This is a genomic window from Roseateles sp. GW821-FHT09G09 (assembly GCF_059415965.1).
The window spans coordinates 185810-212524 of sequence record NZ_JBWKOG010000006.1 but is presented as its reverse complement, the minus strand read 5'-3'; the positions used below and the strand labels follow the sequence as shown (position 1 = coordinate 212524).

Sequence of the window (26715 nt, the reverse complement as noted above, 5' to 3'; positions counted from 1 at the left end):
TGCGTCTATGGAATTGATCAACGTCACTCCGGAGGATGTCTTCAACGTCGAACGCGTGCCGCGCCGTCCGCGCCAGGAGCCCTGCACCCGGCTGTCCCTGACCGTGCAGGGGAAGTCCTATTTCGGGCTGGAAGTCCCGGGCGCTCCGCACATCGAGGCAGGGCACCGGCTCACGGCCCTGTGCCGAAAGCCCGGAGATCTGAGCTCCATCGTCGGATGGCAGAACCACACGACCGGCGAGCTCGTTCTGCCCTCCTTTCAATCTGCGTTGTTGATGGCCCTGCTGTTGGCCGTCATCAGCATCCTGACCTGGATGAGGCTGCCCTCGGAACCAGTGGCGGGGATGCAGGTGCTGAAGGCACTGGGCGGCGGCGTGACGCTGCTGTGGTCATTGGGAGCGTTCTGGCGGTGTCGGCGCGTCATCGAGGAAAGGGCCCTGCTGCGCAGCGTTCCCAACGAGCGCTTGGCGTCCGACGTTGGTACACGGGAGCCTCTCTGACGGCGCACTGCCCGGGGAGAAGCCACTCGCCGCGTGACAGTCCAACTACAGGCAGTGGGCCGGCCCCTTTAAGGCAAAGCTTCGTCATGACGCTCGGGCCCGCAAAATTGTTGCCATTCAACAAAAACCTGGAGCTGTGCGGATGATCCGACGTCTCATGTCCGCGGCAGTCGTCGCTGTCGCACTCGGCCTGGCCGCTTGCGCCACCAATGAATTGTCGGGACAGCGAATTGCAGCGCCCGGCGAGCGGGTCCCGTTCAAGTCCGTAGATGTGGTCTTTGTCAATCAGACACAGTTGAAGGAGGCCGATGGAAGCGGATCCATCGGCGACCAGATGGCAAGGCGCGCCACGGCGGAACTGCACCTGTCCATGCGCGAGATGCGCTTGGGCACCAAGGAGGCCATGGAGGCACGCGGAATCCCGGGGCTCACCCTGATGCTGTCCGAACAGTTCCCTGCGACACCGGGTGCCCTTCGACCCAGCCACGTCCTGTTCGTCAAGATGGAGCAGGCCCAAGCCAGCCTGTCCAGACTAATCGAGTTCTTCTGGAATGCTGAGATCCAGGAAGTGGCGACCGGCCAAACGCTTTGGAAGGGCCATGTCGCTCTGAGGTCTGGCGGTGACGGGATCAGCGCAGAGGCGCAGGAAGAGAGCAAGAAGGAAAAGCGCAGGAAGTTCGGCGAAAGCCTCATCAAGGCGCTGCAGGACGCCGGGGTGATCACGGCGCCCAAGAACGGCTGAACGTCCGGCGACAGATTGGACAGCTGCAGTCGTCGGAGTTGGGACGCAACGGCGCCTACGCGGCAATCGGCATCGATGCGCTGTCGGAAGGCAGCGAGCAGTTCAGGAAGTTCATCGCTGCCGACGTCGCTCAGGGTTCCGAAGCTCTGAGGCGCTCAGGCTTCAAGCCTGAATGAGGAGACAAGCAGGTCTTCACAGGCGCCCCCTGGATTGCGATCCGCTTGCTTGCAGTAAAGGCGAAAGAGGAGATGAAGTGGGAGGAGGCACTGCCCAACCGCGACTACCTCGGTTGCCGACTGCCGAATCGATCATGGGGTAGCCGTGGTGCTGAATCGTCCGCGCCGGTGCGCGAGCACCAGCAAGACGCCTGTCATGGCCAGGCAGAGGACGACCGACACGACGGAGCCTTCGGCGCCAAAGACGCCGCCGGACAGCCAGACCGGTCCAGTCAGTGTGCCGTGGAGCCACGACTCCCCCGACTGACCAGAGACCGCGATTGAAAACACGGCTCCCTGCACGAAGTTCCAGGCGAAGTGCAGTGCGGTGCACATCCATATCCGCCGGGTCAGCAGGTAGGCCGCGCCAAACAGCAGACCGAGCTCCAACCCGAGCAGGGCTCCGATCAATGGCGTCGCGCCCGCATTGCCCAAATGGGCCAGACCAAAGACGAGGCTGGAAATCACCAGCGCCCACGCGATGCCGAAGGAACGCTCCAGCGGGCGCAAGAGCACGAGCGCGACGCAGAGGCTGCGCGGTCGGCAACGCCAACGATGGCAGCGGCGCGCCGGCATGGCACATCCCTTGCACACCAGCGGGGCATGTTCCCGCCGACCGCCCTGCCCGCTCCCGCAGCGACCGCCAACGCGGTCGACGACCAGGCCTCGCCCGACGAGGCCGCGCGCCGCCTCGCGCTGCTGCTGGAAAGCACCGGAGAGGGCATCTTCGGTATCGACATGGACGGGCGATGCACCTTCGTGAACCGCGCCGCCTGCGACACGCTGGGCTGGCGCACCGACGAGGTGCTCGGCCGCAACATGCATGCGCTGATCCACCACTCGCATGGCGACGGCAGCGGCTACCGCGAATGCGACTGCCCGATCTTCAACGCCTTCCGCCGCGGCGACCCCTGCCGCATCGACGACGAGGTGCTCTGGCGCGCCGACGGCAGCGCCTTCCCCGCCGAGTACTCCAGCTACCCGCTCTTCGAGCACGGCCACGTCCAGGGCGCCGTGGTCACCTTCGTCGACATCTCCAAGCGCAAACACGCCGAGGAGCTGCTGCGCGCCAGTCACGACCAGCTCGAACGCCGCGTCGCGGAGCGGACCACGCAACTGCGCGAACTCGCGCATCACCTCGAGGCCGTGCGCGAGACCGAGCGCAAGCGCATCGCACGCGAGATCCATGATGAACTCGGCTCGCTGCTCGTCGCGCTGAAGATGGACGTCAACTGGCTCGAGCGCCGCGTCGGCGACGAGGCCCAGCGCGCCGCGATGGTGGCGAAGTGCCACCGCATGGGCGGCCTCGTGGACACCGCCGTGGACGCCGTCGGCCGCATCATCACCGACCTCCGCCCCAGCATCCTCGATCACCAGGGCTTGTGGGCCGCGCTGGAGTGGCAGGCCCAGGAGTTCCAGCTCGCCGGCAGCGACGAGCGCGAGGTGCGCTTCCGCATCTTCGTCGCCGCCGACGTCGTGTCGCCCGAGGGCGGCCTGGCGATCGCCGTCTTCCGGATCTTCCAGGAGGTGCTCTCCAACATCGCCCGCCACGCGCAGGCCTCGCACGTGGACATCCGCATCGACGTCGACGCGCCGCCGCAGCCGGTGCTCTACCTGCAGGTCAGCGACGACGGCATCGGCGCGCCCGACGAGGCGCTCAACGACGCACGCAGCTACGGCGTGCTCGGCATGCGCGAGCGCGCGGCGCAATTCGGCGGCCGGCTCGGCATCGCCAGCGCGCCGGGGCGCGGCACGACGGTGCGGCTGGTCATGCCGCTTGAAGGAGGTTCGCTCGATGACGCAACGCCGTCGGACACGCGGCGGGAAGGAACTCCGTCATGACGATCCGTGTGTTGATCTGCGACGACCATCGCATCGTCCGCGAGGGCATCAAGCAGATCCTCGCCGAGGCCAGCGACCTGCGCGTGATGGGTGAAGCGGCCAACGGTCCCGAAGCGATCCAGCAGGTCCGCGCGGGCGTCGCCGCCGGGTCTGGACCCGACGTCGTGCTGCTGGACATCGCCATGCCGCAACGCGACGGGCTCGACATCCTCAAGGCGCTCCGGAGCGAGTTCCCCAAGCTGCCCGTGCTGATGCTCTCCACTTATCCGGACCGGCAGTACGCGGTGCGCAGTCTCAAGCTGGGCGCCGCCGGCTACCTCAACAAGAGCGCCGACAGCGAGCAGATGATCGACGCCGTGCGCACCGTCGCCAAGGGACGCCGTTTCATCACGCCGAGCGTCGCCGAACATCTGGCTGCCGCCATCGGCGACGGCTTCGCGGCGGACGACGCCGTGCCGTTGCATGAGGTGCTCTCGCACCGCGAGCACCAGGTCTTCCAAATGCTGGTGGCCGGACGCAGCGTTGGCGAGATCGCCGAGCAACTCGTCCTGTCCTCCAACACCGTGTCGACCTACCGCGCCCGCATCCTAGAGAAGACCGGCGTCCGCAACGACGTGGAGCTGACGCTCTTTGCCGTGAGGCGCGAACTGCTCTCCCCCTGACCTCGGCCCAGAAGACGGACGGGGTCAGCGAGTGACCGTGGGGCCGGAATGGGGCTTGGGGTCCCTGGAGGGGTGCCCCATGCCCCGTGGAGAGCCCGCGCTTGGCCGAACGAAGTGGACGTCGAAGGCGACTGCGCCGCTTGTAGTGCACCCCCTACAAGAGAACCACAGCGCGCACGATGCCGCGATCGAACGCGTTTTCCTAGAGTGGAGTCCTCCGTCCACCGACCTGGAAAGCAGCGATGAGCGACTTCCGCCACGACCCTTACGACGCTGATCGCCCGCTGCTGATGCGTTGCGCCTGCGGCCGCCACGGCAGCGAGGCCGAGCACACCCGCGAGCTGGACCGCGACCGCGCCGCCGCGATGCTGCGTCAGCGCGCCGATGCGATGGACACGGCGGACATCGAGCGCGAGTCCAACCAGTTCGTCGAAGCTGCGCTGGTGAAGGCGCTGTTCCCGCAGGACGCGCTGCGGCGTCGTTTCCTGCGCGCGGTCGGTCGCGGCGGCGCGATGGCCGCCATCAGCAGCGTGCTGCCGATCGCGCCGCTGCAGGCGATGGCGCAGGAGCGCGGCGCGCTGGAGAAGAAGGACCTCAAGATCGGCTTCATCCCCATCACCTGCGCGACGCCGCTGATCATGGCGCACCCGCTGGGTTTCTACGCGAAACAGGGGCTGAACGTCGAGGTCGTGAAGACCGCCGGCTGGGCGCTGATCCGCGACAAGATGATCAACAAGGAGTACGACGCCACGCACTTCCTGAGCCCGATGCCGCTGGCCATCAGCCTGGGCCTGGGCGCGACCGCCACGCCGATGAACGTGGCGACGATCCAGAACACCAACGGCCAGGCGATCACCCTGGCGATGAAGCACAAGGACAAGCGCGATCCGAAGTCGTGGAAGGGCTTCAAGTTCGCGGTGCCCTTCGAGTACTCGATGCACAACTTCCTGCTGCGCTACTACGTGGCGGAAGCGGGCCTCGATCCCGACCGCGACATCCAGATCCGCGTCGTGCCGCCGCCGGAGATGGTGGCCAACCTGCGCGCCGGGAACATCGATGGTTTCCTCGGCCCGGATCCGTTCAACCAGCGCGCCGTGTTCGAGGAGGTCGGCTTCATCCACATCCTCTCGAAGGACCTGTGGAACGGCCACCCCTGCTGCGCCTTCGGCACCAGCACCGAGTTCATCCAGAAGCACCCCAACACCTTCGCCGCGCTGTACCGCGCGGTGCTGACGTCCGCCGCGATGGCACGCGAGGCGCGCAACCGCGAGCTCATCGCCAAGGTCATCGCGCCGCAGGCCTACCTCAACCAGCCGGAGACGGTGATCGCGCAGGTGCTCACCGGCAAGTTCGCCGATGGGTTGGGCAATGTGCGCGTGGTGCCAGACCGCGCGGACTTCGATCCGATCCCCTGGCAGAGCATGGCCGTATGGATGCTCACGCAGATGAAGCGCTGGGGCTACCTGAAGGGCGACGTGAACTACAGGCAGATCGCGGAGAAGGTTTTCCTGCTCACCGATGCGAAGAAGCAGATGAAGGCGCTCGACCAGGCCGTGCCGGACGGCGCGTATCCGAAGTTCAGCGTCATGGGCAAGACCTTTGATCCCGCGCAGCCCGATGCCTACGTGGCCGGCTTCGCGATCAAGCGCGCGTGAGCGGGAGTCGCCGATGACCTCGCTCACATCGCTGAACGCGCGTGCCGCCCTGCTCTCACTGCTGCTCCTCGGGTTGCTGCTGGGCATCTGGCATCTGGCGACGATGAACGCCGGTACTGCCTCGTCCGCGACCAACGCCGCGGCACCGACGATGACGCCCGAGCAGATCGAATACGCGAAGCTCATGGGCAAGCCCGTGCCCGCCGACGCAGGCGGGAGCGCCTCATCGGTGGCGACCAAGAGCGGCTTCCCGACGCTCGCGCAGATGGGCTCAACCGTCGTCCACCACCTCGCCGATCCGTTCTACGACAAGGGCCCCAACGACAAGGGCATCGGCCTGCAGCTCGCGTACTCGCTGGGCCGGGTCGCGCTGGGCTACCTGCTCGCGGCGCTCGTCGCGATCCCGCTGGGCTTCGCGATCGGGATGAGCCCGCTCGTCCATCGCGCGCTCGATCCCTTCATCCAGGTCCTCAAGCCGATCTCGCCGCTGGCGTGGATGCCGCTGGCGCTCTACACGATCAAGGACTCGGCCGCGAGCGGCATCTTCGTGATCTTCATCTGCAGCGTCTGGCCGATGCTGATCAACACGGCCTTCGGCGTCGCCGGCGTGCGCAAGGAGTGGCTCAACGTCGCCCGCACGCTGGAAGTCCGACCGCTGCGCCGCGCGATCGAAGTCATCCTCCCCGCCGCCGCGCCGACCATCCTCACCGGCATGCGCATCAGCATGGGCATCGCTTGGCTGGTGATCGTCGCGGCGGAGATGCTGGTCGGCGGCACCGGCATCGGCTACTTCGTCTGGAACGAGTGGAACAACCTCAGCCTGCCCAACGTGGTCTTCGCCATCCTCGTGATCGGGCTGGTGGGCATGGCGCTGGACGGTCTGTTCGCCCGCGCGCAGAAGGCGGTGACCTATGCGGATTGATCCGCTGGAACAGGGCGCGGCGGCGGCGGTCGACGCCATGCCTGAGACAGCGCCCGTGCTGGTCCGCGTCGAAGGCCTGGCCAAGCGCTACGGCGACACCACCATCTTCGAGGACGTGAACTTCACGCTGCGCCAGGGCGAGTTCGTCTGCATCGTCGGCCACAGCGGCTGCGGCAAGACGACGATCCTCAACACGCTGGCGGGTCTGGAACCGGCCAGCGAAGGCCACGTCATTGTCGATGGCCGCGAGGTCGTCGGACCGGGTCTCGATCGCGGCGTCGTCTTCCAGGGCCACGCGTTGATGCCCTGGCTGACGGTGCGGCAGAACATCGCCTTCGCCGTTCGCAGCAAGTGGCCGGACTGGTCGAAGGCCCAGGTCGACGAGCAGGTCCGCAAGTACGTCGCCCTGGTCAGCCTGACGCCGGCGCTCGACAAGAAGCCGAGCCAGCTCTCCGGCGGCATGAAGCAGCGCGTCGGCATCGCCCGCGCCTTCGCGATCGAGCCGCGGATGCTGCTGCTCGACGAGCCTTTCGGCGCGCTGGACGCACTCACGCGCGGCACCATCCAGGACGAACTGCTGAAGATCTGCGCCGCGACGCGGCAGACGGTCTTCATGATCACGCACGACGTCGACGAAGCCCTGCTGCTCGCCGACCGCGTGATGCTGATGTCGAACGGCCCGCACGCGCAGGTCGCGGAGATCGTCGTGAACACGATGCCCCGCTCGCGCCAGCGCGCCACGCTGCACCACGATCCCCAGTACTACCCGATGCGCAACCACCTGATGGACTTCCTGGTGGAGCGCAGCCATCCCCTCACCCCTCCCAGGAGCTTCCCATGAGCCGACTCGACGTCACCGAAAAGATCATCGCCACCAAGGTGGCCAAGGGCCTGAAGTGGTCCGACGTGGCCGAGGCGGTCGGCCTCAGCAAGGAGTGGGTCACGGCCGGATGCCTCGGCCAGATGACCTTCGACGACGCCCAGGCCGCGACGCTGGCAGGCCTCTTCGACCTCACCGAGGCGGAGACGCAGTGGCTCAAGGTCGTCCCGTACAAGGGCAGCCTGCCGACCTCGGTCCCGACCGATCCGCTGATCTACCGCTTCTACGAGCTGATCAGCGTCTACGGCACCACGTTCAAGGAGCTGATCCACGAGGAGTTCGGCGACGGCATCATGAGCGCGATCGACTTCCGCATGGACCTGCAGCGCGAACCCGATCCCAAGGGCGACCGCGTCAGCATCGTGATGAGCGGGAAGTTCCTGCCGTACAAGACGTATTGAGGGCTCGACCCTCCGGCGGTGCCGCATCGCGCGGCACGACCGCGGTCACCCCGCCGGCATCGCCGTCGGGTCCATCCAGAGCGCGGCCCACATGTGACCGTCGGGATCGGCGAGGTCGCGGGTGTACATGAAGCCGTGGTCCTCCATCGGATTCACATCGGCCTGCCCGCCGTGGGACGCGGCGGCCTGGTTCATCGCGTCGACCGCGGCGCGACTCTCCAGGGCCAGCGACAGCATCAGCCCGCACGAACCGGCCGGCGGGAACGGCCGCTGGGTGAAAGTCCGCCACTTGGCGTGCGTGACCAGCATGACCTGGATCGCGTCGCTCCAGACCATGGCGGCGCCGTCTTCACCGCTGAGCTGCGGGTTCTGGCCGAAGCCCAAGGCCTTGTAGAAGGTGATCGAGGCGCCGAGGTCGCTGACCGGAAGGCTGATGAAGAGGCTCTTGGGCATGGTTCACTCCGTTGACAGGTTGAGTCGGGTCCCGCCGCGCAGGACACCTTCTTCGTCACGACGATCGAGCAGTCCCCGGATCGACATCGCCGCGCGGATTGCCGATCACATCGCCGACCCCGGGCACGTCCCTGGAGACTCCGGCGCATAGAATCCTCGCATGCATGCGACGCGGACATCGACCCAGCGCTGGGCATGGCTCGTGAGTCTCACGATCCTGCTCGCGGCGATGCTGCCGTCGTTGTCGCATGCGATGCTGGTCCATCAGGGCGCCACCTTCGCGGAGATCTGCTCCGCGACCGGCGCCAAGCTCGTGGTGGTCGACGCCGCCGGCAATGTCGACACGAGCCGCGACAGCTCATCGCTGATGAACTCGTCGATGAACTGCCCGTATTGCGCCATCCACCATGGCGCGCCGGACCTGCCGCCCGCCGCCATGCAATGGATGCCGCCGGACGCGTTGAAGTTCGAGCGTCCGCAGCTGTTCTTCACCGCGCCTCGCCCGCTCTTCGCGTGGGCGCCAGCGCTCGCGCGCGGACCTCCTGCCGTCGCCTGATCGCCGCCTCGCGGCCGATGCGCACTTCGCTCCGTTCCGGACGCGAAGCACCTCACGACTGACCTGCCGCCTTCGCTCGCGCGAATGGGCCTTTGCGCCTCTGCGCTCATGCGCGGCGGGTCGGTCCACGTCCTTTCGATCATGCGACACCCTTCTTTCTCCCCCAGCGCGCCCGCCGCGCGTCGCCGTGCCTTGACTCTCGCCACCTGCCTGCTGCCGTTGGCGGCCTGCAAGCCCTCTCCGACCTTCCACGGCATCGATCTCTCGCTGGTGAGTTACGCGAGCGACTTCGCGCTCCAAGGCGCGGACGGCCGCCCCCACCGCCTGGCCGACTTCCGCGGCAAGGTGGTGATGATGTTCTTCGGCTTCACGCAGTGCCCCGATGTCTGCCCGACCGCGCTCACGCGCGCTGCGGCCGTGCATCAGATGCTGGGTGAGGATGCCAAGGACTTCCAGGTCCTCTTCGTGACCATCGATCCCGAGCGCGACACCGCGCCGGTGCTGGCCGCCTACACCGCCGCGTTCAATCCGAGCTTCCTCGGCCTCTACAGCGATCTCGCGGGAACGGCCGCCGTCGCCAAGGAGTTCAAGGTCTATTACGGCAAGGTCCCCACGGGGAGCAGCTACACGATGGACCACTCGACGCTGAGCACGGTCTTCGATCGCAAGGGCAAGGCGCGGCTGGCGATCAAGCACGAGATGAGCGCCGCCGACCTCGCCGCGGACATACGTCAACTGCTCAACACCTGACCAACACCTGATCAACACCTGACTCGACTTCAATCCCACATCCTTCGGAGAAACGACATGACCTTCAAGATCCACACGCTGCTGCTCGTCGCAGGCTCGCTGTTCGCTTCCCTCGTCAACGCCCAGGTGAAGGTCGACGACGCCTGGGTGCGCGCGACGGTCCCTCAGCAGAGGGCCACCGGCGCGTTCATGAAGCTGACCGCCGCCAAGGACACCCGGCTCGTGGCCGTGAGCACGCCGCTGACGCCCAAGGCCGAGGTGCATGAGATGGCGATGCAGGACAACGTGATGCGCATGCGCCAGGTCCCGGCGATCGAGCTGCCGGCTGGCAAGACGGTGGAACTCAAGCCCGGCGGTTTCCACCTGATGTTCCTGGACCTGCCCGCGCAGGTGAAAGCCGGCGATCAGGTGCCGCTCACGCTGATCTTCGAGGACCGCAGCGGCGCCCGCCAGACCGTCGAGGTCAAGGCGCCGGTGCGCGCGCTCAATGCGGCGATGCCGGCGAAGGACGACAAGGGCGGTGGTCACGGCGATCACGCGCATTGACGTCACCCTGACCGTGTCCGGCGGCGTCTATACGCTGCGCGATCGGTGGCGCACGCCGGCCATGGCACCGCGGCGCGCTCCACCGAGCATGCCGCGCACACGCTGCCGATCCACGACGGATCATCCGCGCCCGTTACGGCGCTTGCAGTCGTGAATCAATCCGCCATCCACGCGCTGTTGGACAGCGTGCAGAGCTCGCCGACGAGGCGCTCGAAGTCGCAGGCCTTGTCGTAGAAGGCGTCCGCGCCGCAGGCGATCACGCGCGGCTCGTAGGCGGCGCGGTCCTCCGAGCTCAGCACCAGGATGCGGCCGCGGAAGCGCGCCGCACGCAGGCGCTCGATCACGCCCAGGCCGGAACCGCCGTCGATGCTCAGGTCGACCAGCACGACGTCCGGCGCGCTCAGCGCGATCGTGGTCATCGCGGCGTTCTCGCTGGAGGCCTGGCCCACCACGGTGATGGACGCTTCGGACTGCAGGCGCGACACCATCAGGCGCCGCAGCAGCGCGTTGTCCTCGATCAGTGCAACCTTCATTTTTGTCTCCCTGGAATGACTCAATGATGAGTGACGGGCGACAGTTTTTCGAGTCTGGCCGGCCCCCAGCCGGGGTGATCCCCCGCGCCGACCCCAGGTCAGGTGAAGGACTACAAACGGGTGGGATCTGCCCACGCGGCGGCAGGGGCGTCCGGCGGCGGCGCTTCTGGCGTCACCTCCACCCTCGCCACCGCCAGGCCGTCCGCCAGCACCAGCGAGAAACGCCACCCCAGGCGATCGCAGATGCGGTGCGCGATCTGGCAACCGAGCCCGAAGCCGGAGGGCGCCGGTGGATCCGTCAGGCTGTTGCGCAGCTCGATGGCGTCCGTGGTGATCGTCGCCTCGATCGGTTCCCGGCCGCCGTGGAAGAGCGCGTTCTTCAGCAGGTTGGCGATCAGCACGTGGACCAGCGTGGCCGGCGCGAGCAGATGCAGCGGGGCCATCTCTTCGACGGTGAAGGCGCGGTCCGGCTGGCCGCCGGCGACGTGGTGCAGCAGCGCGGTCATCCAGTGCCTGTCGACGACGACGCCCTCCTCGTCCGGCGCGGTCAGGCGGTCGCTCGAGAGCTGCAGGAAGGTGTCGATCAGCGCATGCATGTCGCGCAGGCCGCGGTGTGCGCGGGCTATCGGTCTCGCCTGCTCCGGCCTGGCCTGGGCGTCGATGCGCTCCAGCGCCGCCTGGATCACGGCCGCCGGCGTGCGCAGCTCGTGGCTGGCGAACCGGGTGAAGCTGCGCTCCCGGTCCAGCACCGCCGCCGTCCGCGCCAGCGCGTGGTTGATCTGCTCCACCAGCACCACCAGCTCTTCGGAAGCCCCCGCCGGCACCGCCAGCGGCGCCAGGCTGTCCGGCGACCGCTCGGCGACTTCGCGTCCCACCGCGCGCATCGGCGCGACCACGTGCGCGGTGATGCGGCGGCAGAGCCAGAGCAGCAGCAGCCCCAGCGGCACCATGCCCAGCAGGTACCAGAAGAAGACCTGGTGCTCCATGGTCTCGTTGGGCTTGACCTCGGAGTGGAACTCGACGATGTAGAAGGTCGGCCGCCCCGCGACGGCAATCGCCAGCACGAAGTAGTCCTGCGCCCGGTTGCCCAGCTCGAAGAGGCCGCGCGCCTCGGGCGCGAGCATGGTGCGCAGGTTGGCGGGCATCAGCTCATGGCGCGGGTAGATCACCGTGACCGGGTCCAGGCCCAGCGGCGTCGTGAGCGGCGCCTGCGCGGCCCAGTAGTCGCCGATGCGCCGCAGGCGGCGCTCGGTCTGCGCTTCCGATCCCAGCTGCAGCGTCCCCGTCACCAGCAGCGCGTGGACCACGAAGATCACCAGCATCAGGATCAGCAAGGCCTGCCACATCTTCGCGAACAGCGTCCGCGGGCGGCCCCGGTCGGCGATGGACTTCGTGGGGCGGGTCCCGGCCATCAGACCTCCGCCTCGAGGCAGTAGCCCTGCTTGCCGAGCGTGCGGATCAGCGGCGGGCCGCCGGCGCCCTCGATCAATCGTCGCAGTTGGTAGAGGTGGCTGCGCAGCGCGTCGCTGGCCGGGCGCTGCTCGTCGCCCCAGAGCGCGCTCTCGAGTTCGTCCCGCGAGACCACGCGCGGCGCGTGGCGCATCAGCGTGTGCAGCAGGCGGCTTTGCAGCGGCGTCAGCGGGCACACGCGCCCCGACGGCAGCGTCAGCTGGAAGTGGCCGGTATCGAGCGAGAGTCCCGCCGCCTGCACGACGCCGGCGCCGTCGGGCACGCGCAGGTAACGCCGGATGGCCGCCCTCACCCGCGCGACCAGCACACGGGCCTCGAAGGGCTTGACGATGTAGTCGTCCGCGCCGCGCTCCAGACCCTCCACGACCTGGTCCGCCGCGCCCTGCGCCGTCAGCATCAGGATGGGCGCGCGGAAGCCGTCGCCGCGCAGCCGCGTGCAGACCTCGAAGCCGTTCACCCGCGGCAGGCCGACGTCGAGGATCACCGCGTCGAACGGCGGCGCCGTCGTCGCCACCAGCTGCAGCGCATGGGCGCCGTCGCCGGCGTAGTCGGGCTCGAAGCCGGACTCCGCCAGCGTCTCCAGGATGGACGCCGCCAGGTCCCGGTTGTCTTCGACCAGCAGGATGCGTTCGCGGTGCACGGCAAGGCCTTCAGTGGGGGTTGGGCGATTCTGGCCGACGACGGCGCCGGGACCGACCTCAGAAGAGATAGAGGTAGGAGACCCGCGCCCCGTCCTGCCGGCTGCGCTCCACGAGGGGACTGTCCTTGATGCCGCTGCCCAGGCGCGTGGTGCTCAGGTCCAGGGACAGGCGATGGCGCGGCGCCAGCGCGTAGCCGATGCGCAGTCCGGCTTCCAGATTGGTCGCCGACTGGCCGGCATGGGCAGGACGGAAGGCCGTCGCCTCCTCCGCGCGCACGCCGTAGTAGTAGTCGACGAACTTGCGATCGACCCGATGCACGACCACGCGCGGCGTCAGCTCGAAGTCGCCCGCGGCGAAACCGCGCTCGACGCGCAGGCTGAAGCGGCTGCCCGTGCTCTCGCGCGAGGCGTCGCCCAGCGCTTCCACCGACAGCGTGGCCCAGCCTGTGCGCCACTGGGCGAAGCCGCCGAGCCAGAAGCTCGCCTTGCGTTCGGCCATGCCCTGCAGGAACGGGGAATCGTCGGCCTCGTAGCCGTCGCCCGCGTAGCGCAGGCGCGGGCCGACGGTGATCGCGTCGCTGACCGCCAGCTTCAGGTCCAGCGCGGGACCGGCCACGCGCAGCCAGCGGCCTTCGTAGAAGACCAGCGGCAGCGCCTGCGCCTTGTCGTCGAAGTCGCGGTAGGGCTTGCGGTCGAAGCCGACCGTCGCGCCCAGTCCCCATTGGGAACCGGCGCCCGCATCGGCCTGTGCGGAGGGAATCGTCAGCAGCCCGAGAAGCAGCATGCCGGCGTGGACGAAGGACTGGGTGGTGGACATCATGGGACTCGCTTGAGAAGGCTGGGGAGGGCTTGAAAACCTTCGAAAAGGCTGGAGAGGCGGATGGATTGGCGCATCGCCCCGGTGAAGCAACCGTGAGGAGCGTCAATGGACGATCGTGTTGGAGATCAGGCCGAGGTAGTCGGCCCGCATCACGACCTGGTCGCCGGGCTGCAGGTAGTGGCCGTCGGCATGGGCCTCGGCGATGCTGCGTTCGACGATCAGGCTGGGCGTCGTCCAGCGCAGGCTGACCAGCCACTGCGTGACACCGATGAAGATCTGGCGCCCCGACGGCGGGCGCACGACGACGCCGTCCGTCGTGCCCGACAGCAGGATGGTGCGCGCGGGGATGGCGCCGTCGGCGCCGATCGGCAGCGCGACCGTATTGCGCCCCATGGGAAAGGCCAGCGCCTTGCGCGCCAGGGACTCGGTGACCATGCGGTCGATGTCCCAGCTCAGGTCCCGCGGCAGCGCGATCTGGCGCAGGCGGTCGTTGACGTGCAGCCGAAGCTCCAGCTTCTTGTGGAACGCGCGCACGTCCTTGGGGATCACGAACAGCGCGCCCACCGGCATCGCCGGCACGACGGACTTCGCCGCCGCGAAGGCCAGCCCGGTGGTCACGTCGCCGATGTTGAGATCTCGCAGCAGCCGGTCGCGGTCGGTGTAGTCGGAGGCCAGGATCAGGCCGAAGTGGCTGGACCGGCGTCCCTCCTTCAGCGGCTCCAGCGCGACGATGCCCAGCTCGATCTCGTAGTCCAGCAGGAAGGTGCGGCTGGGCACCGGCATGTTCCAGGCCTGCGCCGGCTGCAGCTTCGGGAAGACGAAGGGGCGCGCGATCCGGGTCTCGTTGGAGTGGGCCGGATAGGTGCCGCCCATCGCGATCTGGCTCCCCGTGGAGGCGAACGGCACCGCCAGCGTCGAGGCCGGAACGCTCACGGAGGGGCCGGTGGCGGCGGCGATCGCGTCGTAGCTGGACTGCTGCCAGAGGCTGATCGGATCCGCCTCGCCGCGTTGCTGCAGCGCGGTGATGTCGGTGCCGGTGACGACACCCTGCTCGTAGCGGTCCACGCGCATCAGGCGCAGGCCGCGCTCGGTCGGGAATCGCGCGAAAGTCAGCGCCTCACGCGTGGGGGCGATGGGGACGCCGTCCATCCGGGGGACCATCGCGTGCCACTGCGCCAGGGTGTACGGCGAGACCGGCGGCGGCTCGGTCCGCGTGAGCGCCACCGCGTAGGCGACGCCGAAAAGGCCGAGCGCGGCCCAGAGGCCGCGTCGGAGGTGCTTGTGGAGAGAAGGCATGGAGCGCTCCTGAGGAAAGGAGCGCCGATTCCAGCAACCAGGCGGTGAAGCGACCGTGAGGTCGCGGTCTAGCCCTTGCGTCGCTGCCGCACGATCAAGGCAACGAACACGACGCCCGCCGCGACGCTGGTGTGCCCGCTGTAGCTGACCAGGCCCAGGCCCCAGCCCTGCACGTTCACGACGAGCGCCAGACTCGCCAGCAGCAGCACCCAGCCGACGGTGCGCAGCGTGCGCGACGTCGACGCGGGCAGCTCGCGACCGAGCAGGTCCGATTGCGCGCGGTCCGTCGCCATCGCGAGCGCCGCGAAAGCGGCCACGCAGATGAGCAGGCTGAAGGCGTGCATCATCGCGCGCCCTCCCCGCCCGATCGCAGCGCCATGCCGGCCTCGCCGGAGGGCGGCGGGGGCGGCTGCCGGGACGCCTTGACCGGCGCCTTGATTGGCGCCTTGACTGGGGCTTTGACTGGCGCCCGGTCAGGCGCCGACGGCGGAGCGCGTTTCGCCTTCGCGACCGGCCTGCCCTTCGGCACATGGCGCGCCGTCCGGATCGCCAGATAGGCCAGCAACGCCGCGAACGCCCAGAACATCAGCTCGACGGCCGCGAAGGTCCAGTCGCCCTGCCAGAAGCTGTGCCACAGCGGTCGGTCCGTCGTCAGCGCGTTGCCCACCGGCAGCAGCGCCAGCGACGCGGCGCCCAGCCAGAACAGCTCGATCCAGGCGCGCTTCGCCGGCCGGACCAGCGCATGCAGCAGCGTCACCGCCCAGACGATGAACATCACGTGGACTTCCCATTCCGCGCGCTTCTCCAGCCCCAGCGGCAGCAGCCGGTTGGCCCACAGCAGGCCGCTCATCGCCAGCGGCAGGCCGGCGATGGCGGCGATGTTCAGCCGCTCCACCACCATGAAGCCGATGTACGGCCGGTCCGGATCGGGCAGCTTCTGGCGACGCTTGACGGTCCACATCACCAGCCCGCTGCCGACCATCGCCGTGCCCGCGAGGCTGACGATGAAGTACAGCCAGCGCGTCGTGTCGTCGCCGAAGCGGCCCAGGTGCAGCCCGTACATCACGCCGCGGGTCTCGGCCGCGGCGCCGACGCCGCCCCGCTCCTCGAGCAGCCGGCCGGAGACGCCGTCGAACAGCAGGTACTGCGGGCTCATCGAGACGCGGCCCCCCTCGCCGCGCGTGATCGCCACGCGCGCCGCGGCGTCGCCCGGATTCGTCGCGGTGACGCGGGCGACGTTGCCCGCGCCCCAGCGGCGTTCGGCCTCGCGCACCATCGCCTCGACGGGCGCCAGCGGCGCCGCCTCGCCCGCGGGCTTGCCGGGCTGGATGAAGGCGTTGAGCTCCGACGTCAACTGCTTCTTCAACGCCGGCGTGTTGATGCCGGCCTGCTCGCCCCAGGGCATGTACAGCGCCATCAGCGTCACCAGGCCGGTGTACGTGATCATCAGGTGAAAGGGCAGCCCGAACACCGACAGCGCGTTGTGCGCGTCCAGCCACGAGCGCTGGCCCTTGCCCCAGCGGAAGGTGAAGAAGTCCGTGAAGATCTTCTTGTGCGTGATCACGCCGCTGACGATGGCCACCAGCATGAACATCGCCGCCAGTCCCGCGAGCCAGCGGCCCCACAGCACCGGCATGTAGTGGAACTGGAAGTGGAAGCGGTAGAAGAACTCGCCGCCCAGCGTCTCGCGCGCGCTGACCTTCTGCCCCGTCTGCGGATCGAAGACCGCCGACTTGAACGCGCGCCGCGCGCCCTCCTTGGCCGGCAGGCGCCAGAAGGCATCGGCCACGCTGTGGCGGTCGTCGGTCAGGCGCAGGCTCCACTGCGACGTGCCCGGCGCCAGCGTCTCCAGTTCCCGGGCAATGCGGCCGGCCACGACGGCCGGCTCCGGCGTCACTGCCTGGTGCGCGATCTCGGGCCGCATCCATTGCGACAGCTCCTCCTTGAAGTAGCTGACGGTCCCGGTCAGGAACATCGCGAACAGGAACCAGCCCAACAGCAGGCCGGTCCAGATGTGCAGATCCGACATCGTCTGCCGGATGCCGCGCGGCTGCGGCGCGGTGGGGGTGTCTTGGACGTGGACGGTCATGGCGAGGCGGCGGGGGCGGCGGCGGTCCAGACGGACCAGGCGGACCACGCGAACGGCAGGAGCGGCAGCGCGGCGACGATCAGGCCGACCCAGGCTCTCGTGGCGCTGCGCACCGCGAAGACCCAGATGACGGCGCCGGCATACACGGCGAAGCTGCCGAGCATGCCGCCGATGACGGCCTGCGGCCGGCTCACCGGCAGCGCGAGCACCGCGACGCTGAGCAGCGCGGCGAGCACGTAGCCGCCGCCGATCGCCGCGACGATGCGCGAGATCAGCGGGAGCACGCCCAGGACACGGGTCGCCGCGACGGCGATCCGTGACGTGCGGCCCGACGGGGCGCTGACGGCGTTCATCGCGACGCTCCTCCCCGGCTCACTTGCGGGGCGGACGCGAAGACAGGCACAGGGCCGGACGGAAGCTCTTGTTCATGAGGTCTCCTGGAGGACTCGGACGATGAACGGATGACAGCGAAGGATCAGAAGTCGAACGACGCGGACAGCACGACCGTGCGGCCTGTGGCCACCGTCGCGTAGCTGCCGCTGAGCAGCCAGTAGTGGCGGTCGAAGACGTTGTCGATGTTGGCGCGCAGGACCGTCGGCACGCCGGCGATCTTCGTGGTGTAGCGGGCGCCGATGTCGGCGCGCGTCCAGGCGGGCACGGCCAGCGTGTTGGCGGTGTCCAGCCAGCCCGAGGACGTGTAGATCACGCGTCCGTTGATGCCCAGGCCCGGCAGATGGGGCACGTCCCAGTCGGCGCCGACGCTGGCGGTCTTGTCCGCCACGCCGGTGGCGTCCTTGCCCTGGTTCAGGCCATTGGTGGTGCGGGTCTGCTTGGCGTCGGTGAAGGACGCGCTCGCCAGCCAGCGGATGCTGCGGATGATCTCGCCCTGCGCGGACAGTTCGACGCCGCGGTTGCGCTGCTCGCCGCCGAAGCTGTAGCGCACGGTGCGGCCTTGCGAATCCGCCGGCACGGTCTCGTTGATCGTGTTGGGCTTCTTGACCTGGTAGACGTTGGCGGTCGTGAGGACGCTGCCCCAGTCGACCTTCACGCCGGCCTCGATCTGCCTGGACTGGTAGGGCGCGAAGGCCTCGTTGGCGTTCACCGCCGTGGCCGGCGCGATGCCGCCGCGGGTCAGGCCCTCGGCGTAGTTGGCGTAGACCGAGATGTCCTCGCTCGCCTTGAACACGATGCCGCCCAGGCGCGACACGGCGCTCTTCTTGTAGTAGTTCGTGGCGGTCTTCGGATAGGCGGTCAGCTCGGCCGTCTGGTCGCGCACGCCGACGGTCACCAGCAAGCGCTCGTTCAGGAAGGACAGCGTGTCCGCGATCGCCACGCCCGACAGGCGCGTGTCCGAGGTCAGGGTCGGCGCGCGGCGCACGCCGATCACGGCCGGCATCTCCACCGGGTTGTAGATGTTGGATGGCACCGAGGTGGATGTCGGGTTGGCCAGGTAGAAACTGCCCGTCTCCTGGTCCAGCCGGCTCACGCCGACCGAGATCGAGTGGCCGATGCCCGCCGTCTCGAAGCGGGCGCGGGCGCCGGCCTCGGCGCTGGTGGTCTGGAAGTAGGCGTCGTACCAAGCGCCAATCAGGCGGAAGTTGCCCTGCCCGTCCGCGCGCGTGCTCGCCGTCGGGAAGTCCTGCATGGACCAGCTGTCGCGCCAGCCGGCGCCGGCCCAGACGGTCAGGCGGTCGCTGACGTCGTACTCGAGGCGGGTCGCGAACATCTCGTCGTCGATCGCCAGCAGCGCGTTGCTGCCGTAGATGTTCTTGCCCGGATCCGGCGCCTTGGGCAGTTGCAGCAGGCCGGCCACGAAGGCGGGCTGCGAGCGGAAGCCGCGGATGTTCTCGTGCTGCTTGAAGACGTCCGTGGTCCAGCGCAGCTGCGTGCCGCGGTAGTCCAGTGCGGCCGAGGCGAACCGCTGGCGGGCGTTGCCGTCGTCGATGCTGGCCTCGCCGTCGCGGTAGCTGCCGTTGACGCGGAGGCCCCATTCCTTTTTCTCACCGAAACGGCGGCCCGCGTCGATCGCGACGCCGAGCTGGTCGCCGCTGGCGAAACTGGTGGTCAGGCGCGTCAGGTTCTGGTCGCCGGCGCGCTTGGGGATCACGTTGATGGCGCCGCCGACGCTACCGCCCGGCGGCATGCCGTTGACCATCGCGGCCGGGCCCTTCAGGACCTCGACGCGCTCCATGATCTCCGCCGGCATGCGGTTGCCGGAGGACAGTCCATACAGGCCGTTGAAGCCCACGTCGCCGCTGGGCACGGCGAAGCCGCGGATCTGGAAGTCTTCGCCGAAGCCTTGCGCGGCCGTCATCACGCGCACCGAGGCGTCGTTCTGCAGCACGTCGGCCAGGGTCCGCGACTGCTGGTCGCGCATCAACTGCTCGGTGTAGTTCAGCGTGCTGAACGGGATGTCCATCGCGTCCTGCGAGCCCAGGATCCCGACGCCGCCGCGCGAGCCCAGACCGGCCTTCTGGCGTTCGGCCTTGCCCTGGACGGTGACCTTGTTCAGCGCGGTGTTCGACGAGGTCGAGGCGGCGGAAGCCTCTGAAGCGGCCTTGGCCGGGGCGGCAGGCGCCTCGGCGGCCTGCGCCAGCGCGCCCGCGGCGCCGACGGCCAAGCTGGCGCCCAGCAGCGATTTCAGGGCTGCGGACAGCGGCGTCAAGAGGACGGTCGATTCGGAACGGACGGACATGGGCGGCAGCTTGTTGCAAATGAGAACTCTTCTCATCATAGAGGCGCAACATGTGGGTGCCGTGAATCCCCGTGCGATTGATGGAGCTGGTGGCAGCGGTACCAGCGGGCCCGCCACCCACGATGCCGTCGACACGCCGGCTGATCATCGTGTTCAGCAGCGCCTACCGCCGTGTCTGAAGATCGCCGCGCAGGCCGGACAGGCCGTGCACCTGGGCCGGTCCGGCCGGGGCGCTGCGTCCCTCAGGCGGCGGCGCGCGCCTTGCGCGTGTCGGGCAGGAACGCGGTTGCCAGGCCGAGCAGCGGCAGGAAGGACGTGAGGGTGTAGACCCAGACGATGCCGTGCACGTCGGCGAGATGGCCCAAGCCGGCGGCGCCGATGCCGCCGATCCCGAACATCAGTCCGAACATCACGCCCGACAGCATGCCCACGCGTCCGGGCACGGCCTCCTGCGCATAGACGACCAGCGCCGCGAAGGCCGATGACATCACCAGCCCGATCGCGACCGCCAGCACGGCGGTGAGCGTCAGGCCGACATGCGGCAGCGCCAGCGCGAACGGGGCGACGCCGAGGAAGGACACCCAGATCACGGCCTTGCGGCCGATGCGGTCGCCGACCGGTCCGCCGGCGAAGGTGCCTGCCGCGATGGCGGCCAGGAAGATGAACAGGTAGACCTGGCTCTGCTGGACGCTGAGGCCGAAGCGCTGGATCAGGTAGAAGGTGAAGTAGTTCGTGAACGACGCGATGTAGACGAACTTCGCGAACATCAGGACCGCGATGACGACGATGGCGCGGACCACCTCGCGACGGCCCAGGCCGCCGACCGCGCCGCGGGCGAGGCTGTTCACCTTCGCCTGACCGTGGCGCAGCGTCCAGCCGGTGATGCGCGACAGCACGAAGATCGCGAGCGCCGCGACCAGCATGAACCAGGCGATGGCCGACTGGCCGTGGGGGATGACGATGGCCGCGGTGAGCAGCGGCCCGACGGCCGAGCCCGCGTTGCCGCCGACCTGGAAGCAGGACTGCGCCGTGCCGAAGCGACCGCCCGAGGCCATGCGCGCGACGCGCGAGGCTTCCGGATGGAAGGTCGCCGAGCCGATGCCGATCACGCCCGCGGCGACGAGCAGCATCGCGTACGAGGTCGAGAACGCCAGCAGCCCGACGCCGACCAGCGTGGCGACCATGCCCATGGGCAGCAGATAGGGCTTGGGATGCTTGTCGGTGTAGAGACCGACCCAGGGCTGCAGCAGCGAGGCGGTGATCTGGTAGACCAGCGCGATCCAGCCGATCTGGCCGAAGCTCAGCGCGTAGTTGGCCTTCAGCATCGGATAGATGGAGGGCAGCACGGCCTGGATGAGGTCGTTGAGCAGGTGCGCGAAGGCGGCGGCGCCGACGATGGGCAGCAGGAAGCCGTGCGCATGGGGGGCGGCGGGGGAGCCGGTCGCCGCTGGTGCGGTGGCGGCAGACAGCGCCGCGTCGGAACGGGCGAGGGACGCGGAATCGGAGGTCATGCGGGGTACAGCCGGGAGGTCGCGATGGGGAAACCGTCGAGCCTAAAGGACTTCGAGCCGTTTCCCGGACGGGACCCCTGCGATGCGACCGCTCTTCGCGCAGCGCCGGATGGCCCCCCTGCCGGCGTTCTGACTTCCTGAGACCCGAGACCCGAAACCCAACGGTTCATCCGTCGCGCCTGCAGTTCACGCCGCCGCAGTGGAGGTTCGTCGCTGAGCGCTCGAAAGGCGGGGCCGCGATGACGACACTGACTCCATCGACACAGCAACCGCCCTTCAGGAGATCGACATGAACGCCACCCGCCTCAGCATCACTTCCGCTACCAACACCACCTTCAAGGCCGTCGCCTTCGGTGCCATCGCGGCCGTGGTGCTCGGACTGGGGATCGCTCATGCACAAGGTCAACGCGACCTGCGTGCGTCGATCGTCACGCTGGATCCGGTGATCGTTACCGTGAAGCGCGAACAGCTGCCGACCGTCTACATCACTGGCCGCCGCAGCACGGCTGCCGATCAAGACGCTTCGGCCGAGTGAACGGCCCAAGTCGCGCTGTTTCGGTGGAGCGATCCACGGACTGACGACCCTCGGTTCGCTCCCACGCAAGACGCCCGGCTCATGCCGGGCGTCTTGCTTCAGTGATGTCCCGCGCGGGCAGCCGCATTGCGCTTGCGCGTCGCGGCGGCCTTCTTCGCGGAGGCCGAACGCTCCGCCGCCGTGCGGCTAGATGCCGCCTGGCCGCCCACGCGCCCGCCCTTGCGGGCAGGCTCGTGGTTCTCGGGCTGGCCGCGCCCGGAGCCGGACTTCTTGCCGCCGCCGGTCTCCTTGTTGACCGTGGCCCACGCACGCTTTTCCGCTTCATCTGCGGGAACGCCGCGATCCTCGTAGCCGCGCTCGATGTGCTCGGCCTGCCGCTTCTGCTTGTCCGTGTAGGACGACTTGTCGCCTCTGGGCATGGGGGGACTCCTCACTTCATGCGCACTTCACCGGTCTCGGCCAAGCCCGTGGGCGGCTTGCCGGTCACGGCGGCCTTCGCCATCGCATAGAGCTGCGTCAGCTTCGACGCCTTCACGTCCCAGTAGCTGGCATGGCTGATGCGCACGCGCACCACCGCCAGGTCGGGATCGTCCACGCCCTTGGTGAACCAGGCTTCCGCCGCCTTGTTCCACAGCTCCTGGCGCTTGGCGCGATCCTCGTTGAGTTCCGCGGTGCCGGACACCGAGACGTAGGTGTCTTCGCTCCGATCGGCGAAACCGACATTCACCTGCGAGGACGACACGATGTCGCTGTACGGTTCGCCGCTGCGGGACATGAAGAACCACAGCGATTCACCCTCGTCGAGGCCCTTGTTCTGCAGCGTCATCGGACGCGAGTGCAAGTGCCCGTTCGCATGGTGGGTCGTGAACAGTCCGACCTTGACGTCCTTGATGAGGTCCCAGAGCTTCTCGCGGCGTTCGGTGTCGGAGAGGGGCTTGTCGGTCATGGTGAGGCTCCTTTGAAGGGTTTGCATCCCTCGCAGCAAACCTCGCTCCCGCCCCAGGCCCTCCCTCGACGCTCATGGCATCAGTCGTGTGATCACGACACGCTGCGACGGCTGACCGGGTCGTGGATGGGACATCGGTTGAACGCCGACCGGAACTCGCGCGACGCCGCCATGACGATCTTGCGCGCGCGGTTCACGCCGCCCAGCGGACGGTGAGCGGCCAGCGCGTTCCAGAGGCTGAAGGCCAGCGCGTCTTCCTCGGCCTGCGTCGCCTCGCCCTGCCAGCTGTCCTGCGGCGCGACCGACAAGGTCGCCACCGTGACCCACGGGCTCATGTCCTCGGGCCATTCGACCGACGCGTCCTCGATGGGCATCTCATCGGTGTTCACGCAGAGCTGCACACGCAGCGCCCATTCGACCGGTGCCATCTGCGCGGACAGGAAGCGCGCCACCGAGACCCGCTGCGCATCGTCTCCGTCGGCCTCCATCGATTCGCCGGTCAGCGCGGTGAGCGCGGGCGACACGGGCTGCAACGAGAACTTCGCGATGTAGGGTCCGAACAGGAACGGTGTCTGCGAGAAGTAGGTGTCGCCCAGCGGATGGACCTTCGGATGTCCGCCGAGCGACTTGAGCTTTGCGCTCTCCGCGCCGATGGCCTCGAGCACGTGCTCCGCGCCGCGCAGGACGGCGGACAGCACCTCCTTGCCGCGCGGCGATTTCTCCGTCGTGGACGCCAGCAGCTGGACGTCCTTGAGGAACCCGCGAGGATCAGGCCGGGAGAAGGCCGGCCCGTTGACCATCAGGAAATCCTGGGCGTCGGGACCCAGCGCCTCCGGCAGGCGCTCGCCGGACACGCCCAGCACCTTGAGCGCGAGCGCGCGCGGCGTCGAGACGCTGTCGGGCAGTTGTTCCGCCGGCGGCGACGACAGGCGCACCAGGGCGTCGTAGACCGCAGGTCGGGCGAACAGGCCCTGGGCGAAGATCGCGGGCAGCTCGCGATGCACGACGAGCTGGCCTCGCAGCAGTCCCTGGCCCTTCGCATGCACGGCTCGGAACGCGTGGCCTTCCGTGTCGGCCACGATCCTGGCCATGCCGACGAATGTCTTCACCAGTTCGTCGACGGTCGTCGCCTCGCTGGGCTCCTCGCGTTCGAGCGACGGTTCGAAGGTCACGGGCATCACATCGGCAGCAAGGTTCATGGCGGGGGCTCTGAAGTGGAACCTTGAGAAGGCAATGGCCATGCCCGTCCCGCTGGACCCCCACGCGCCCGGCGTGCTGGGCATCCAGCTTGCTGATCGGTCGCATCGACCGATACTCCGGCCCCGCCCTTACCCGCGCACCTTGTGCCGATGAAAGAGGTTCCGTCTTGGCCAAACGCCCCACCGCCCGCTCGCAGCCCGCGCCGTCGTCCACGACCGCGGCGTCCTCCGATGCCATCGGCGACCGCCCCGGCCGCGCCGCCTTCGTCCAGGTGCGCGGCGCGCGCGAGCACAACCTCAAGAACGTCGACGTGGACGTGCCGCGCGACGCGCTCGTGGTGTTCAGCGGCGTGTCGGGGTCGGGCAAGTCCTCGCTCGCCTTCGGCACGATCTACGCCGAGGCGCAGCGGCGCTACTTCGAATCGGTCGCGCCGTATGCGCGCCGCCTCATTGACCAGGTCGGCGTGCCGGCGGTCGACTCGATCGACGGCCTCCCGCCCGCCGTCGCGCTGCAGCAGCAACGCGGCACGCCCAGCGCCCGTTCGTCCGTGGGCAGCGTGACCGGGCTCTCGTCGCTGCTGCGGATGCTGTACTCCCGCGCCGGTCGTTATCCGGCGAAGCAGCCGATGCTGTACGCCGAGGACTTCTCGCCCAACACGCCGCAGGGCGCCTGCCCGCACTGCCACGGGCTGGGACGCGTGTACGAGGTCACCGAGGCCTCGATGGTGCCCGACGATTCGCTCACGATCCGCGATCGCGCCGTCGCCGCCTGGCCGCCGGCCTGGCACGGCCAGAACCTGCGCGACATCCTGGTCACGCTGGGCATCGACGTCGACAAGCCCTGGCGCGAGCTGCCGCGCAAGACCCGCGACTGGATCCTGTTCACCGACGAGCAGCCCACCGTGCCCGTGTACGCGGGCTTCACGCCCGCCGAGACCCGGGACGCGCTGCGCCGCAAGATGGAGCCCAGCTACCAGGGCACGTTCAGCAGCGCGAAGCGCTACGTGATGCACACCTTCGCCACGACGCAGAGCGCGCTGATGAAGCGCCGCGTGTCGCGCTACCTGATCGGCGGCGCCTGTCCGGTCTGCGACGGCAAGCGGCTCAAGCGCGAGGCGCTGTCGGTGAGCTTCGGCGGACTGGACATCGGCGCGTTGTCGCAGTTCCCGCTGGCGCAGCTCGCCGATCACCTCGGCGACGCGGCGATCGACGGACTCAGCGAGGAGAAGCGCCTCGCGGCCCGGCGCCTGGTCGACGACGTGCTGATGCGGCTGCGGCCGCTGCTGTCGCTCGGACTCGGTCACCTGTCGCTGGAGCGCGCGACGCCGTCCGTGTCACCCGGCGAGCTCCAGCGGCTACGGCTGGCCACGCAGATCTGCTCCAACCTCTTCGGCGTCATTTATGTGCTGGACGAGCCCTCGGCAGGACTGCACCCGGCCGACAGCGAATCCCTCCTCGCCTCGTTGCGTTCGTTGAAGGCGGCGGGCAATTCGATCTACGTCGTCGAACACGATCTCGCCCTGATGCGCGCCGCCGACTGGATCGTCGACGTCGGCCCCGCGGCCGGAGATCTCGGCGGCCGCGTGCTCTACAGCGGTCCGCCGGACGGCCTGCGCGGCATCGCGGAGTCACGCACCGCCGCTTATCTTTTCCCTGGTGCCTTCGCCGATGCCTCCACCGGCTCTTCCGCCGACTCTTCCGCCGACTCCGCTGACGATTCGGCTGGTCCCGTCGGCCGTCCCGACCGCGGACCGGCGCCACGCACGCCCAAGGGCTGGCTGCGCCTGGAAGGCATCACGCAAAACAACCTCGTCGACGTGGATGCCGCGTTCCCGCTCGGCGTGTTCACGGCGGTCACCGGCGTGTCGGGCTCCGGAAAGTCGTCGCTCGTGAGTCGTGCGCTCGTGGACCTGGTCGGCGCGCATCTCGGTCATGAGCCGGTCGCTGCGGACGACGACGAGGACACCGAGGCCGGCGCGGAGATCCCCTCCACGACCGGTGGCCGAATCGCCGACGGCGCCGAGACGATCCGCCGCCTCGTGCAGGTCGACCAGAAACCGATCGGACGCACGCCGCGATCCAATCTCGCGACCTACACGGGGCTGTTCGACCACGTGCGCAAGCTCTTCGCCGCGACCCCGGCCGCGCGCGCGCGCAAGTTCGATGCGGGCCGTTTCTCCTTCAATGTCGCCAAGGGCCGTTGCGAGACCTGCGAGGGCGAAGGCTTCGTCAGCGTGGAGCTGCTCTTCATGCCCAGCGTCTTCGCGCCCTGCCCCGCCTGCCACGGCGCGCGCTACAACGAAGCGACGCTGAAGGTCCGCTACCGCGAGCGCAACATCGCCGACGTGCTCGGCATGACGGTCGACGCCGCGTTCGACTTCTTCGCGGAGGAGCCGGCGCTCGCTCGACCGCTCGGACTGCTGAAGGGCATCGGCCTGGGTTATCTGCGGCTCGGCCAGCCGGCGACCGAGCTGTCCGGCGGCGAGGCGCAGCGCATCAAGCTCGTCACAGAACTGCAGCGCACGCAGCGCGGCCACACGCTCTACGTGCTGGATGAGCCCACCACGGGCCTCCATCCGTCCGACGTCGACAAGCTGATGGTGCAGTTGCGCGATCTCGTCGACGCCGGTCACTCGGTGGTGGTCGTCGAGCATGAGATGCGCGTCGTCGCCGGCGCGGACTGGGTGATCGACCTCGGGCCGGGCGCGGGCGGCGAAGGCGGTCGGCTGGTCGCCGCGGGGACGCCGGAGGACGTGGCCGCGAGCGCGGACTCCCGCACGGCGCCGCATCTGAAGGCGGCGATCGACGGCGCGGTTTGAGATGGGACGACGGGGCGTGGCTGATCCGACGTGACGCGG

Annotated in this window: 28 protein-coding genes; 13 read left to right on the top strand and 15 right to left on the bottom strand. The window is 68.8% G+C overall.

Annotation, left to right across the window (positions count from 1 at the left end):
• The first annotated feature begins 7 nt into the window (after positions 1 to 7).
• Positions 8 to 499: a hypothetical protein gene (locus tag AC07O8_RS17580; RefSeq protein WP_495049266.1), complete on the top strand. Its 492-nt coding sequence runs from the start codon at positions 8 to 10 to the stop codon at positions 497 to 499.
• Positions 500 to 641: 142 nt separating this feature from the next.
• The gene (locus AC07O8_RS17575) at positions 642 to 1241 is read left to right on the top strand and encodes a hypothetical protein (protein ID WP_495049265.1); all 600 of its coding nucleotides are present in this window, start codon (positions 642 to 644) and stop codon (positions 1239 to 1241) included.
• Between the two features lie 308 nt (positions 1242 to 1549).
• Here AC07O8_RS17575 and AC07O8_RS17570 read toward each other — a convergent pair whose 3' ends face one another.
• Positions 1550 to 2032 (bottom strand): CPBP family intramembrane glutamic endopeptidase, encoded by a 483-nt coding sequence (locus AC07O8_RS17570; protein ID WP_495049264.1) that lies wholly within the window; start codon positions 2030 to 2032, stop codon positions 1550 to 1552.
• A gap of 27 nt (positions 2033 to 2059) precedes the next feature.
• Here AC07O8_RS17570 and AC07O8_RS17565 point away from each other — a divergent pair, with 27 nt between their 5' ends.
• The 6 genes from AC07O8_RS17565 to cynS all read left to right on the top strand — a co-directional run bounded on the left by AC07O8_RS17565 (position 2060) and on the right by cynS (position 7818).
• A complete protein-coding gene (locus AC07O8_RS17565; RefSeq protein WP_495049263.1) occupies positions 2060 to 3298 on the top strand; it encodes a PAS domain-containing sensor histidine kinase in 1239 nt (412 codons plus the stop codon).
• Positions 3295 to 3960 (top strand): response regulator, encoded by a 666-nt coding sequence (locus AC07O8_RS17560; RefSeq protein ID WP_495049262.1) that lies wholly within the window; start codon positions 3295 to 3297, stop codon positions 3958 to 3960. Before AC07O8_RS17565 ends, AC07O8_RS17560 begins: the two co-directional genes overlap by 4 nt.
• A gap of 242 nt (positions 3961 to 4202) precedes the next feature.
• Positions 4203 to 5615, top strand: a complete 1413-nt coding sequence (locus AC07O8_RS17555) for a CmpA/NrtA family ABC transporter substrate-binding protein (RefSeq protein WP_495049261.1) — start codon at positions 4203 to 4205, stop codon at positions 5613 to 5615.
• Positions 5616 to 5628: 13 nt separating this feature from the next.
• A complete protein-coding gene (gene ntrB / locus AC07O8_RS17550; RefSeq protein ID WP_495049260.1) occupies positions 5629 to 6537 on the top strand; it encodes a nitrate ABC transporter permease in 909 nt (302 codons plus the stop codon).
• A gap of 37 nt (positions 6538 to 6574) precedes the next feature.
• Entirely contained in the window at positions 6575 to 7378 is an 804-nt protein-coding gene (locus AC07O8_RS17545) for an ABC transporter ATP-binding protein (protein ID WP_495049477.1), read from the top strand.
• The gene (gene cynS / locus AC07O8_RS17540) at positions 7375 to 7818 is read left to right on the top strand and encodes a cyanase (protein ID WP_377153793.1); all 444 of its coding nucleotides are present in this window, start codon (positions 7375 to 7377) and stop codon (positions 7816 to 7818) included. The genes AC07O8_RS17545 and cynS overlap by 4 nt, the downstream gene beginning before the upstream one ends.
• Positions 7819 to 7863: 45 nt before the next feature.
• Here cynS and AC07O8_RS17535 read toward each other — a convergent pair whose 3' ends face one another.
• Complete coding sequence (locus AC07O8_RS17535; RefSeq protein WP_495049259.1) at positions 7864 to 8271, bottom strand: VOC family protein; 408 nt, start codon at positions 8269 to 8271, stop codon at positions 7864 to 7866.
• 160 nt (positions 8272 to 8431) lie between these two features.
• On the opposite strand from AC07O8_RS17535, the gene AC07O8_RS17530 reads away from it, so the two are divergent.
• The 3 genes from AC07O8_RS17530 to AC07O8_RS17520 all read left to right on the top strand — a co-directional run bounded on the left by AC07O8_RS17530 (position 8432) and on the right by AC07O8_RS17520 (position 10123).
• Positions 8432 to 8827, top strand: a complete 396-nt coding sequence (locus AC07O8_RS17530) for a DUF2946 domain-containing protein (RefSeq protein ID WP_495049258.1) — start codon at positions 8432 to 8434, stop codon at positions 8825 to 8827.
• A gap of 141 nt (positions 8828 to 8968) precedes the next feature.
• Complete coding sequence (locus AC07O8_RS17525) at positions 8969 to 9577, top strand: SCO family protein (RefSeq protein ID WP_495049257.1); 609 nt, start codon at positions 8969 to 8971, stop codon at positions 9575 to 9577.
• 57 nt (positions 9578 to 9634) lie between these two features.
• Positions 9635 to 10123, top strand: a complete 489-nt coding sequence (locus AC07O8_RS17520) for a copper chaperone PCu(A)C (RefSeq protein ID WP_495049256.1) — start codon at positions 9635 to 9637, stop codon at positions 10121 to 10123.
• 155 nt (positions 10124 to 10278) lie between these two features.
• Here the strand turns inward: AC07O8_RS17520 and AC07O8_RS17515 are convergent, their stop codons facing one another.
• The 10 genes from AC07O8_RS17515 to AC07O8_RS17470 all read right to left on the bottom strand — a co-directional run bounded on the left by AC07O8_RS17515 (position 10279) and on the right by AC07O8_RS17470 (position 21177).
• Positions 10279 to 10656, bottom strand: a complete 378-nt coding sequence (locus AC07O8_RS17515; protein ID WP_495049255.1) for a response regulator — start codon at positions 10654 to 10656, stop codon at positions 10279 to 10281.
• A 110-nt stretch (positions 10657 to 10766) separates the two neighbouring features.
• Complete coding sequence (locus tag AC07O8_RS17510) at positions 10767 to 12068, bottom strand: histidine kinase dimerization/phospho-acceptor domain-containing protein (RefSeq protein WP_495049254.1); 1302 nt, start codon at positions 12066 to 12068, stop codon at positions 10767 to 10769.
• The gene (locus tag AC07O8_RS17505) at positions 12068 to 12766 is read right to left on the bottom strand and encodes a response regulator transcription factor (RefSeq protein WP_495049253.1); all 699 of its coding nucleotides are present in this window, start codon (positions 12764 to 12766) and stop codon (positions 12068 to 12070) included. Before AC07O8_RS17505 ends, AC07O8_RS17510 begins: the two co-directional genes overlap by 1 nt.
• 58 nt (positions 12767 to 12824) lie before the next feature.
• Positions 12825 to 13586, bottom strand: coding sequence for a MipA/OmpV family protein (locus AC07O8_RS17500; protein ID WP_495049252.1), 762 nt, complete (start codon positions 13584 to 13586; stop codon positions 12825 to 12827).
• Positions 13587 to 13688: 102 nt separating this feature from the next.
• Entirely contained in the window at positions 13689 to 14882 is a 1194-nt protein-coding gene (locus tag AC07O8_RS17495; RefSeq protein WP_495049251.1) for a fumarylacetoacetate hydrolase family protein, read from the bottom strand.
• 68 nt (positions 14883 to 14950) lie between these two features.
• Complete coding sequence (locus AC07O8_RS17490) at positions 14951 to 15229, bottom strand: DUF3325 family protein (protein ID WP_495049250.1); 279 nt, start codon at positions 15227 to 15229, stop codon at positions 14951 to 14953.
• Positions 15226 to 16971, bottom strand: a complete 1746-nt coding sequence (locus tag AC07O8_RS17485; RefSeq protein ID WP_495049249.1) for a PepSY-associated TM helix domain-containing protein — start codon at positions 16969 to 16971, stop codon at positions 15226 to 15228. The genes AC07O8_RS17490 and AC07O8_RS17485 overlap by 4 nt, the downstream gene beginning before the upstream one ends.
• Positions 16968 to 17324 (bottom strand): DUF3649 domain-containing protein, encoded by a 357-nt coding sequence (locus AC07O8_RS17480; protein ID WP_495049248.1) that lies wholly within the window; start codon positions 17322 to 17324, stop codon positions 16968 to 16970. The genes AC07O8_RS17485 and AC07O8_RS17480 overlap by 4 nt, the downstream gene beginning before the upstream one ends.
• 122 nt (positions 17325 to 17446) lie before the next feature.
• A complete protein-coding gene (locus tag AC07O8_RS17475; protein ID WP_495049247.1) occupies positions 17447 to 19666 on the bottom strand; it encodes a TonB-dependent receptor in 2220 nt (739 codons plus the stop codon).
• A 242-nt stretch (positions 19667 to 19908) separates the two neighbouring features.
• Positions 19909 to 21177, bottom strand: coding sequence for an MFS transporter (locus AC07O8_RS17470; protein WP_495049246.1), 1269 nt, complete (start codon positions 21175 to 21177; stop codon positions 19909 to 19911).
• A gap of 289 nt (positions 21178 to 21466) precedes the next feature.
• Between AC07O8_RS17470 and AC07O8_RS17465 the strand changes: the two genes are divergently transcribed.
• On the top strand, positions 21467 to 21712 hold the full coding sequence (locus tag AC07O8_RS17465; RefSeq protein ID WP_495049245.1) for a hypothetical protein: 246 nt from the start codon (positions 21467 to 21469) through the stop codon (positions 21710 to 21712).
• Positions 21713 to 21810: 98 nt separating this feature from the next.
• On the opposite strand, the gene AC07O8_RS17460 is transcribed toward AC07O8_RS17465, so the two are convergent.
• The 3 genes from AC07O8_RS17460 to AC07O8_RS17450 all read right to left on the bottom strand — a co-directional run bounded on the left by AC07O8_RS17460 (position 21811) and on the right by AC07O8_RS17450 (position 23857).
• Positions 21811 to 22131 (bottom strand): plasmid stabilization protein, encoded by a 321-nt coding sequence (locus tag AC07O8_RS17460; protein WP_495049244.1) that lies wholly within the window; start codon positions 22129 to 22131, stop codon positions 21811 to 21813.
• Between the two features lie 11 nt (positions 22132 to 22142).
• A complete protein-coding gene (locus AC07O8_RS17455) occupies positions 22143 to 22658 on the bottom strand; it encodes a pyridoxamine 5'-phosphate oxidase family protein (protein WP_495049243.1) in 516 nt (171 codons plus the stop codon).
• 92 nt (positions 22659 to 22750) lie between these two features.
• Positions 22751 to 23857, bottom strand: a complete 1107-nt coding sequence (locus AC07O8_RS17450) for a catalase family protein (protein ID WP_495049242.1) — start codon at positions 23855 to 23857, stop codon at positions 22751 to 22753.
• Between the two features lie 167 nt (positions 23858 to 24024).
• Here AC07O8_RS17450 and AC07O8_RS17445 point away from each other — a divergent pair, with 167 nt between their 5' ends.
• Complete coding sequence (locus AC07O8_RS17445) at positions 24025 to 26676, top strand: excinuclease ABC subunit UvrA (RefSeq protein WP_495049241.1); 2652 nt, start codon at positions 24025 to 24027, stop codon at positions 26674 to 26676.
• Positions 26677 to 26715 lie beyond the last annotated feature (39 nt).

Bases quoted from the DNA above. Each gene is read 5' to 3' on its own strand.
- AC07O8_RS17580 (WP_495049266.1), top strand. From the start codon at position 8: ATGGAATTGATCAACGTCACTCCGGAGGATGTCTTCAACGTCGAACGC.
- AC07O8_RS17575 (WP_495049265.1), top strand. From the start codon at position 642: ATGATCCGACGTCTCATGTCCGCGGCAGTCGTCGCTGTCGCACTCGGC.
- AC07O8_RS17570 (WP_495049264.1), bottom strand. From the start codon at position 2,032: ATGCCGGCGCGCCGCTGCCATCGTTGGCGTTGCCGACCGCGCAGCCTC.
- AC07O8_RS17565 (WP_495049263.1), top strand. From the start codon at position 2,060: ATGTTCCCGCCGACCGCCCTGCCCGCTCCCGCAGCGACCGCCAACGCG.
- AC07O8_RS17560 (WP_495049262.1), top strand. From the start codon at position 3,295: ATGACGATCCGTGTGTTGATCTGCGACGACCATCGCATCGTCCGCGAG.
- AC07O8_RS17555 (WP_495049261.1), top strand. From the start codon at position 4,203: ATGAGCGACTTCCGCCACGACCCTTACGACGCTGATCGCCCGCTGCTG.
- ntrB (WP_495049260.1), top strand. From the start codon at position 5,629: ATGACCTCGCTCACATCGCTGAACGCGCGTGCCGCCCTGCTCTCACTG.
- AC07O8_RS17545 (WP_495049477.1), top strand. From the start codon at position 6,575: ATGCCTGAGACAGCGCCCGTGCTGGTCCGCGTCGAAGGCCTGGCCAAG.
- cynS (WP_377153793.1), top strand. From the start codon at position 7,375: ATGAGCCGACTCGACGTCACCGAAAAGATCATCGCCACCAAGGTGGCC.
- AC07O8_RS17535 (WP_495049259.1), bottom strand. From the start codon at position 8,271: ATGCCCAAGAGCCTCTTCATCAGCCTTCCGGTCAGCGACCTCGGCGCC.
- AC07O8_RS17530 (WP_495049258.1), top strand. From the start codon at position 8,432: ATGCATGCGACGCGGACATCGACCCAGCGCTGGGCATGGCTCGTGAGT.
- AC07O8_RS17525 (WP_495049257.1), top strand. From the start codon at position 8,969: ATGCGACACCCTTCTTTCTCCCCCAGCGCGCCCGCCGCGCGTCGCCGT.
- AC07O8_RS17520 (WP_495049256.1), top strand. From the start codon at position 9,635: ATGACCTTCAAGATCCACACGCTGCTGCTCGTCGCAGGCTCGCTGTTC.
- AC07O8_RS17515 (WP_495049255.1), bottom strand. From the start codon at position 10,656: ATGAAGGTTGCACTGATCGAGGACAACGCGCTGCTGCGGCGCCTGATG.
- AC07O8_RS17510 (WP_495049254.1), bottom strand. From the start codon at position 12,068: ATGGCCGGGACCCGCCCCACGAAGTCCATCGCCGACCGGGGCCGCCCG.
- AC07O8_RS17500 (WP_495049252.1), bottom strand. From the start codon at position 13,586: ATGATGTCCACCACCCAGTCCTTCGTCCACGCCGGCATGCTGCTTCTC.
- AC07O8_RS17495 (WP_495049251.1), bottom strand. From the start codon at position 14,882: ATGCCTTCTCTCCACAAGCACCTCCGACGCGGCCTCTGGGCCGCGCTC.
- AC07O8_RS17490 (WP_495049250.1), bottom strand. From the start codon at position 15,229: ATGATGCACGCCTTCAGCCTGCTCATCTGCGTGGCCGCTTTCGCGGCG.
- AC07O8_RS17485 (WP_495049249.1), bottom strand. From the start codon at position 16,971: ATGACCGTCCACGTCCAAGACACCCCCACCGCGCCGCAGCCGCGCGGC.
- AC07O8_RS17480 (WP_495049248.1), bottom strand. From the start codon at position 17,324: ATGAACGCCGTCAGCGCCCCGTCGGGCCGCACGTCACGGATCGCCGTC.
- AC07O8_RS17475 (WP_495049247.1), bottom strand. From the start codon at position 19,666: ATGTCCGTCCGTTCCGAATCGACCGTCCTCTTGACGCCGCTGTCCGCA.
- AC07O8_RS17470 (WP_495049246.1), bottom strand. From the start codon at position 21,177: ATGACCTCCGATTCCGCGTCCCTCGCCCGTTCCGACGCGGCGCTGTCT.
- AC07O8_RS17465 (WP_495049245.1), top strand. From the start codon at position 21,467: ATGAACGCCACCCGCCTCAGCATCACTTCCGCTACCAACACCACCTTC.
- AC07O8_RS17460 (WP_495049244.1), bottom strand. From the start codon at position 22,131: ATGCCCAGAGGCGACAAGTCGTCCTACACGGACAAGCAGAAGCGGCAG.
- AC07O8_RS17455 (WP_495049243.1), bottom strand. From the start codon at position 22,658: ATGACCGACAAGCCCCTCTCCGACACCGAACGCCGCGAGAAGCTCTGG.
- AC07O8_RS17450 (WP_495049242.1), bottom strand. From the start codon at position 23,857: ATGAACCTTGCTGCCGATGTGATGCCCGTGACCTTCGAACCGTCGCTC.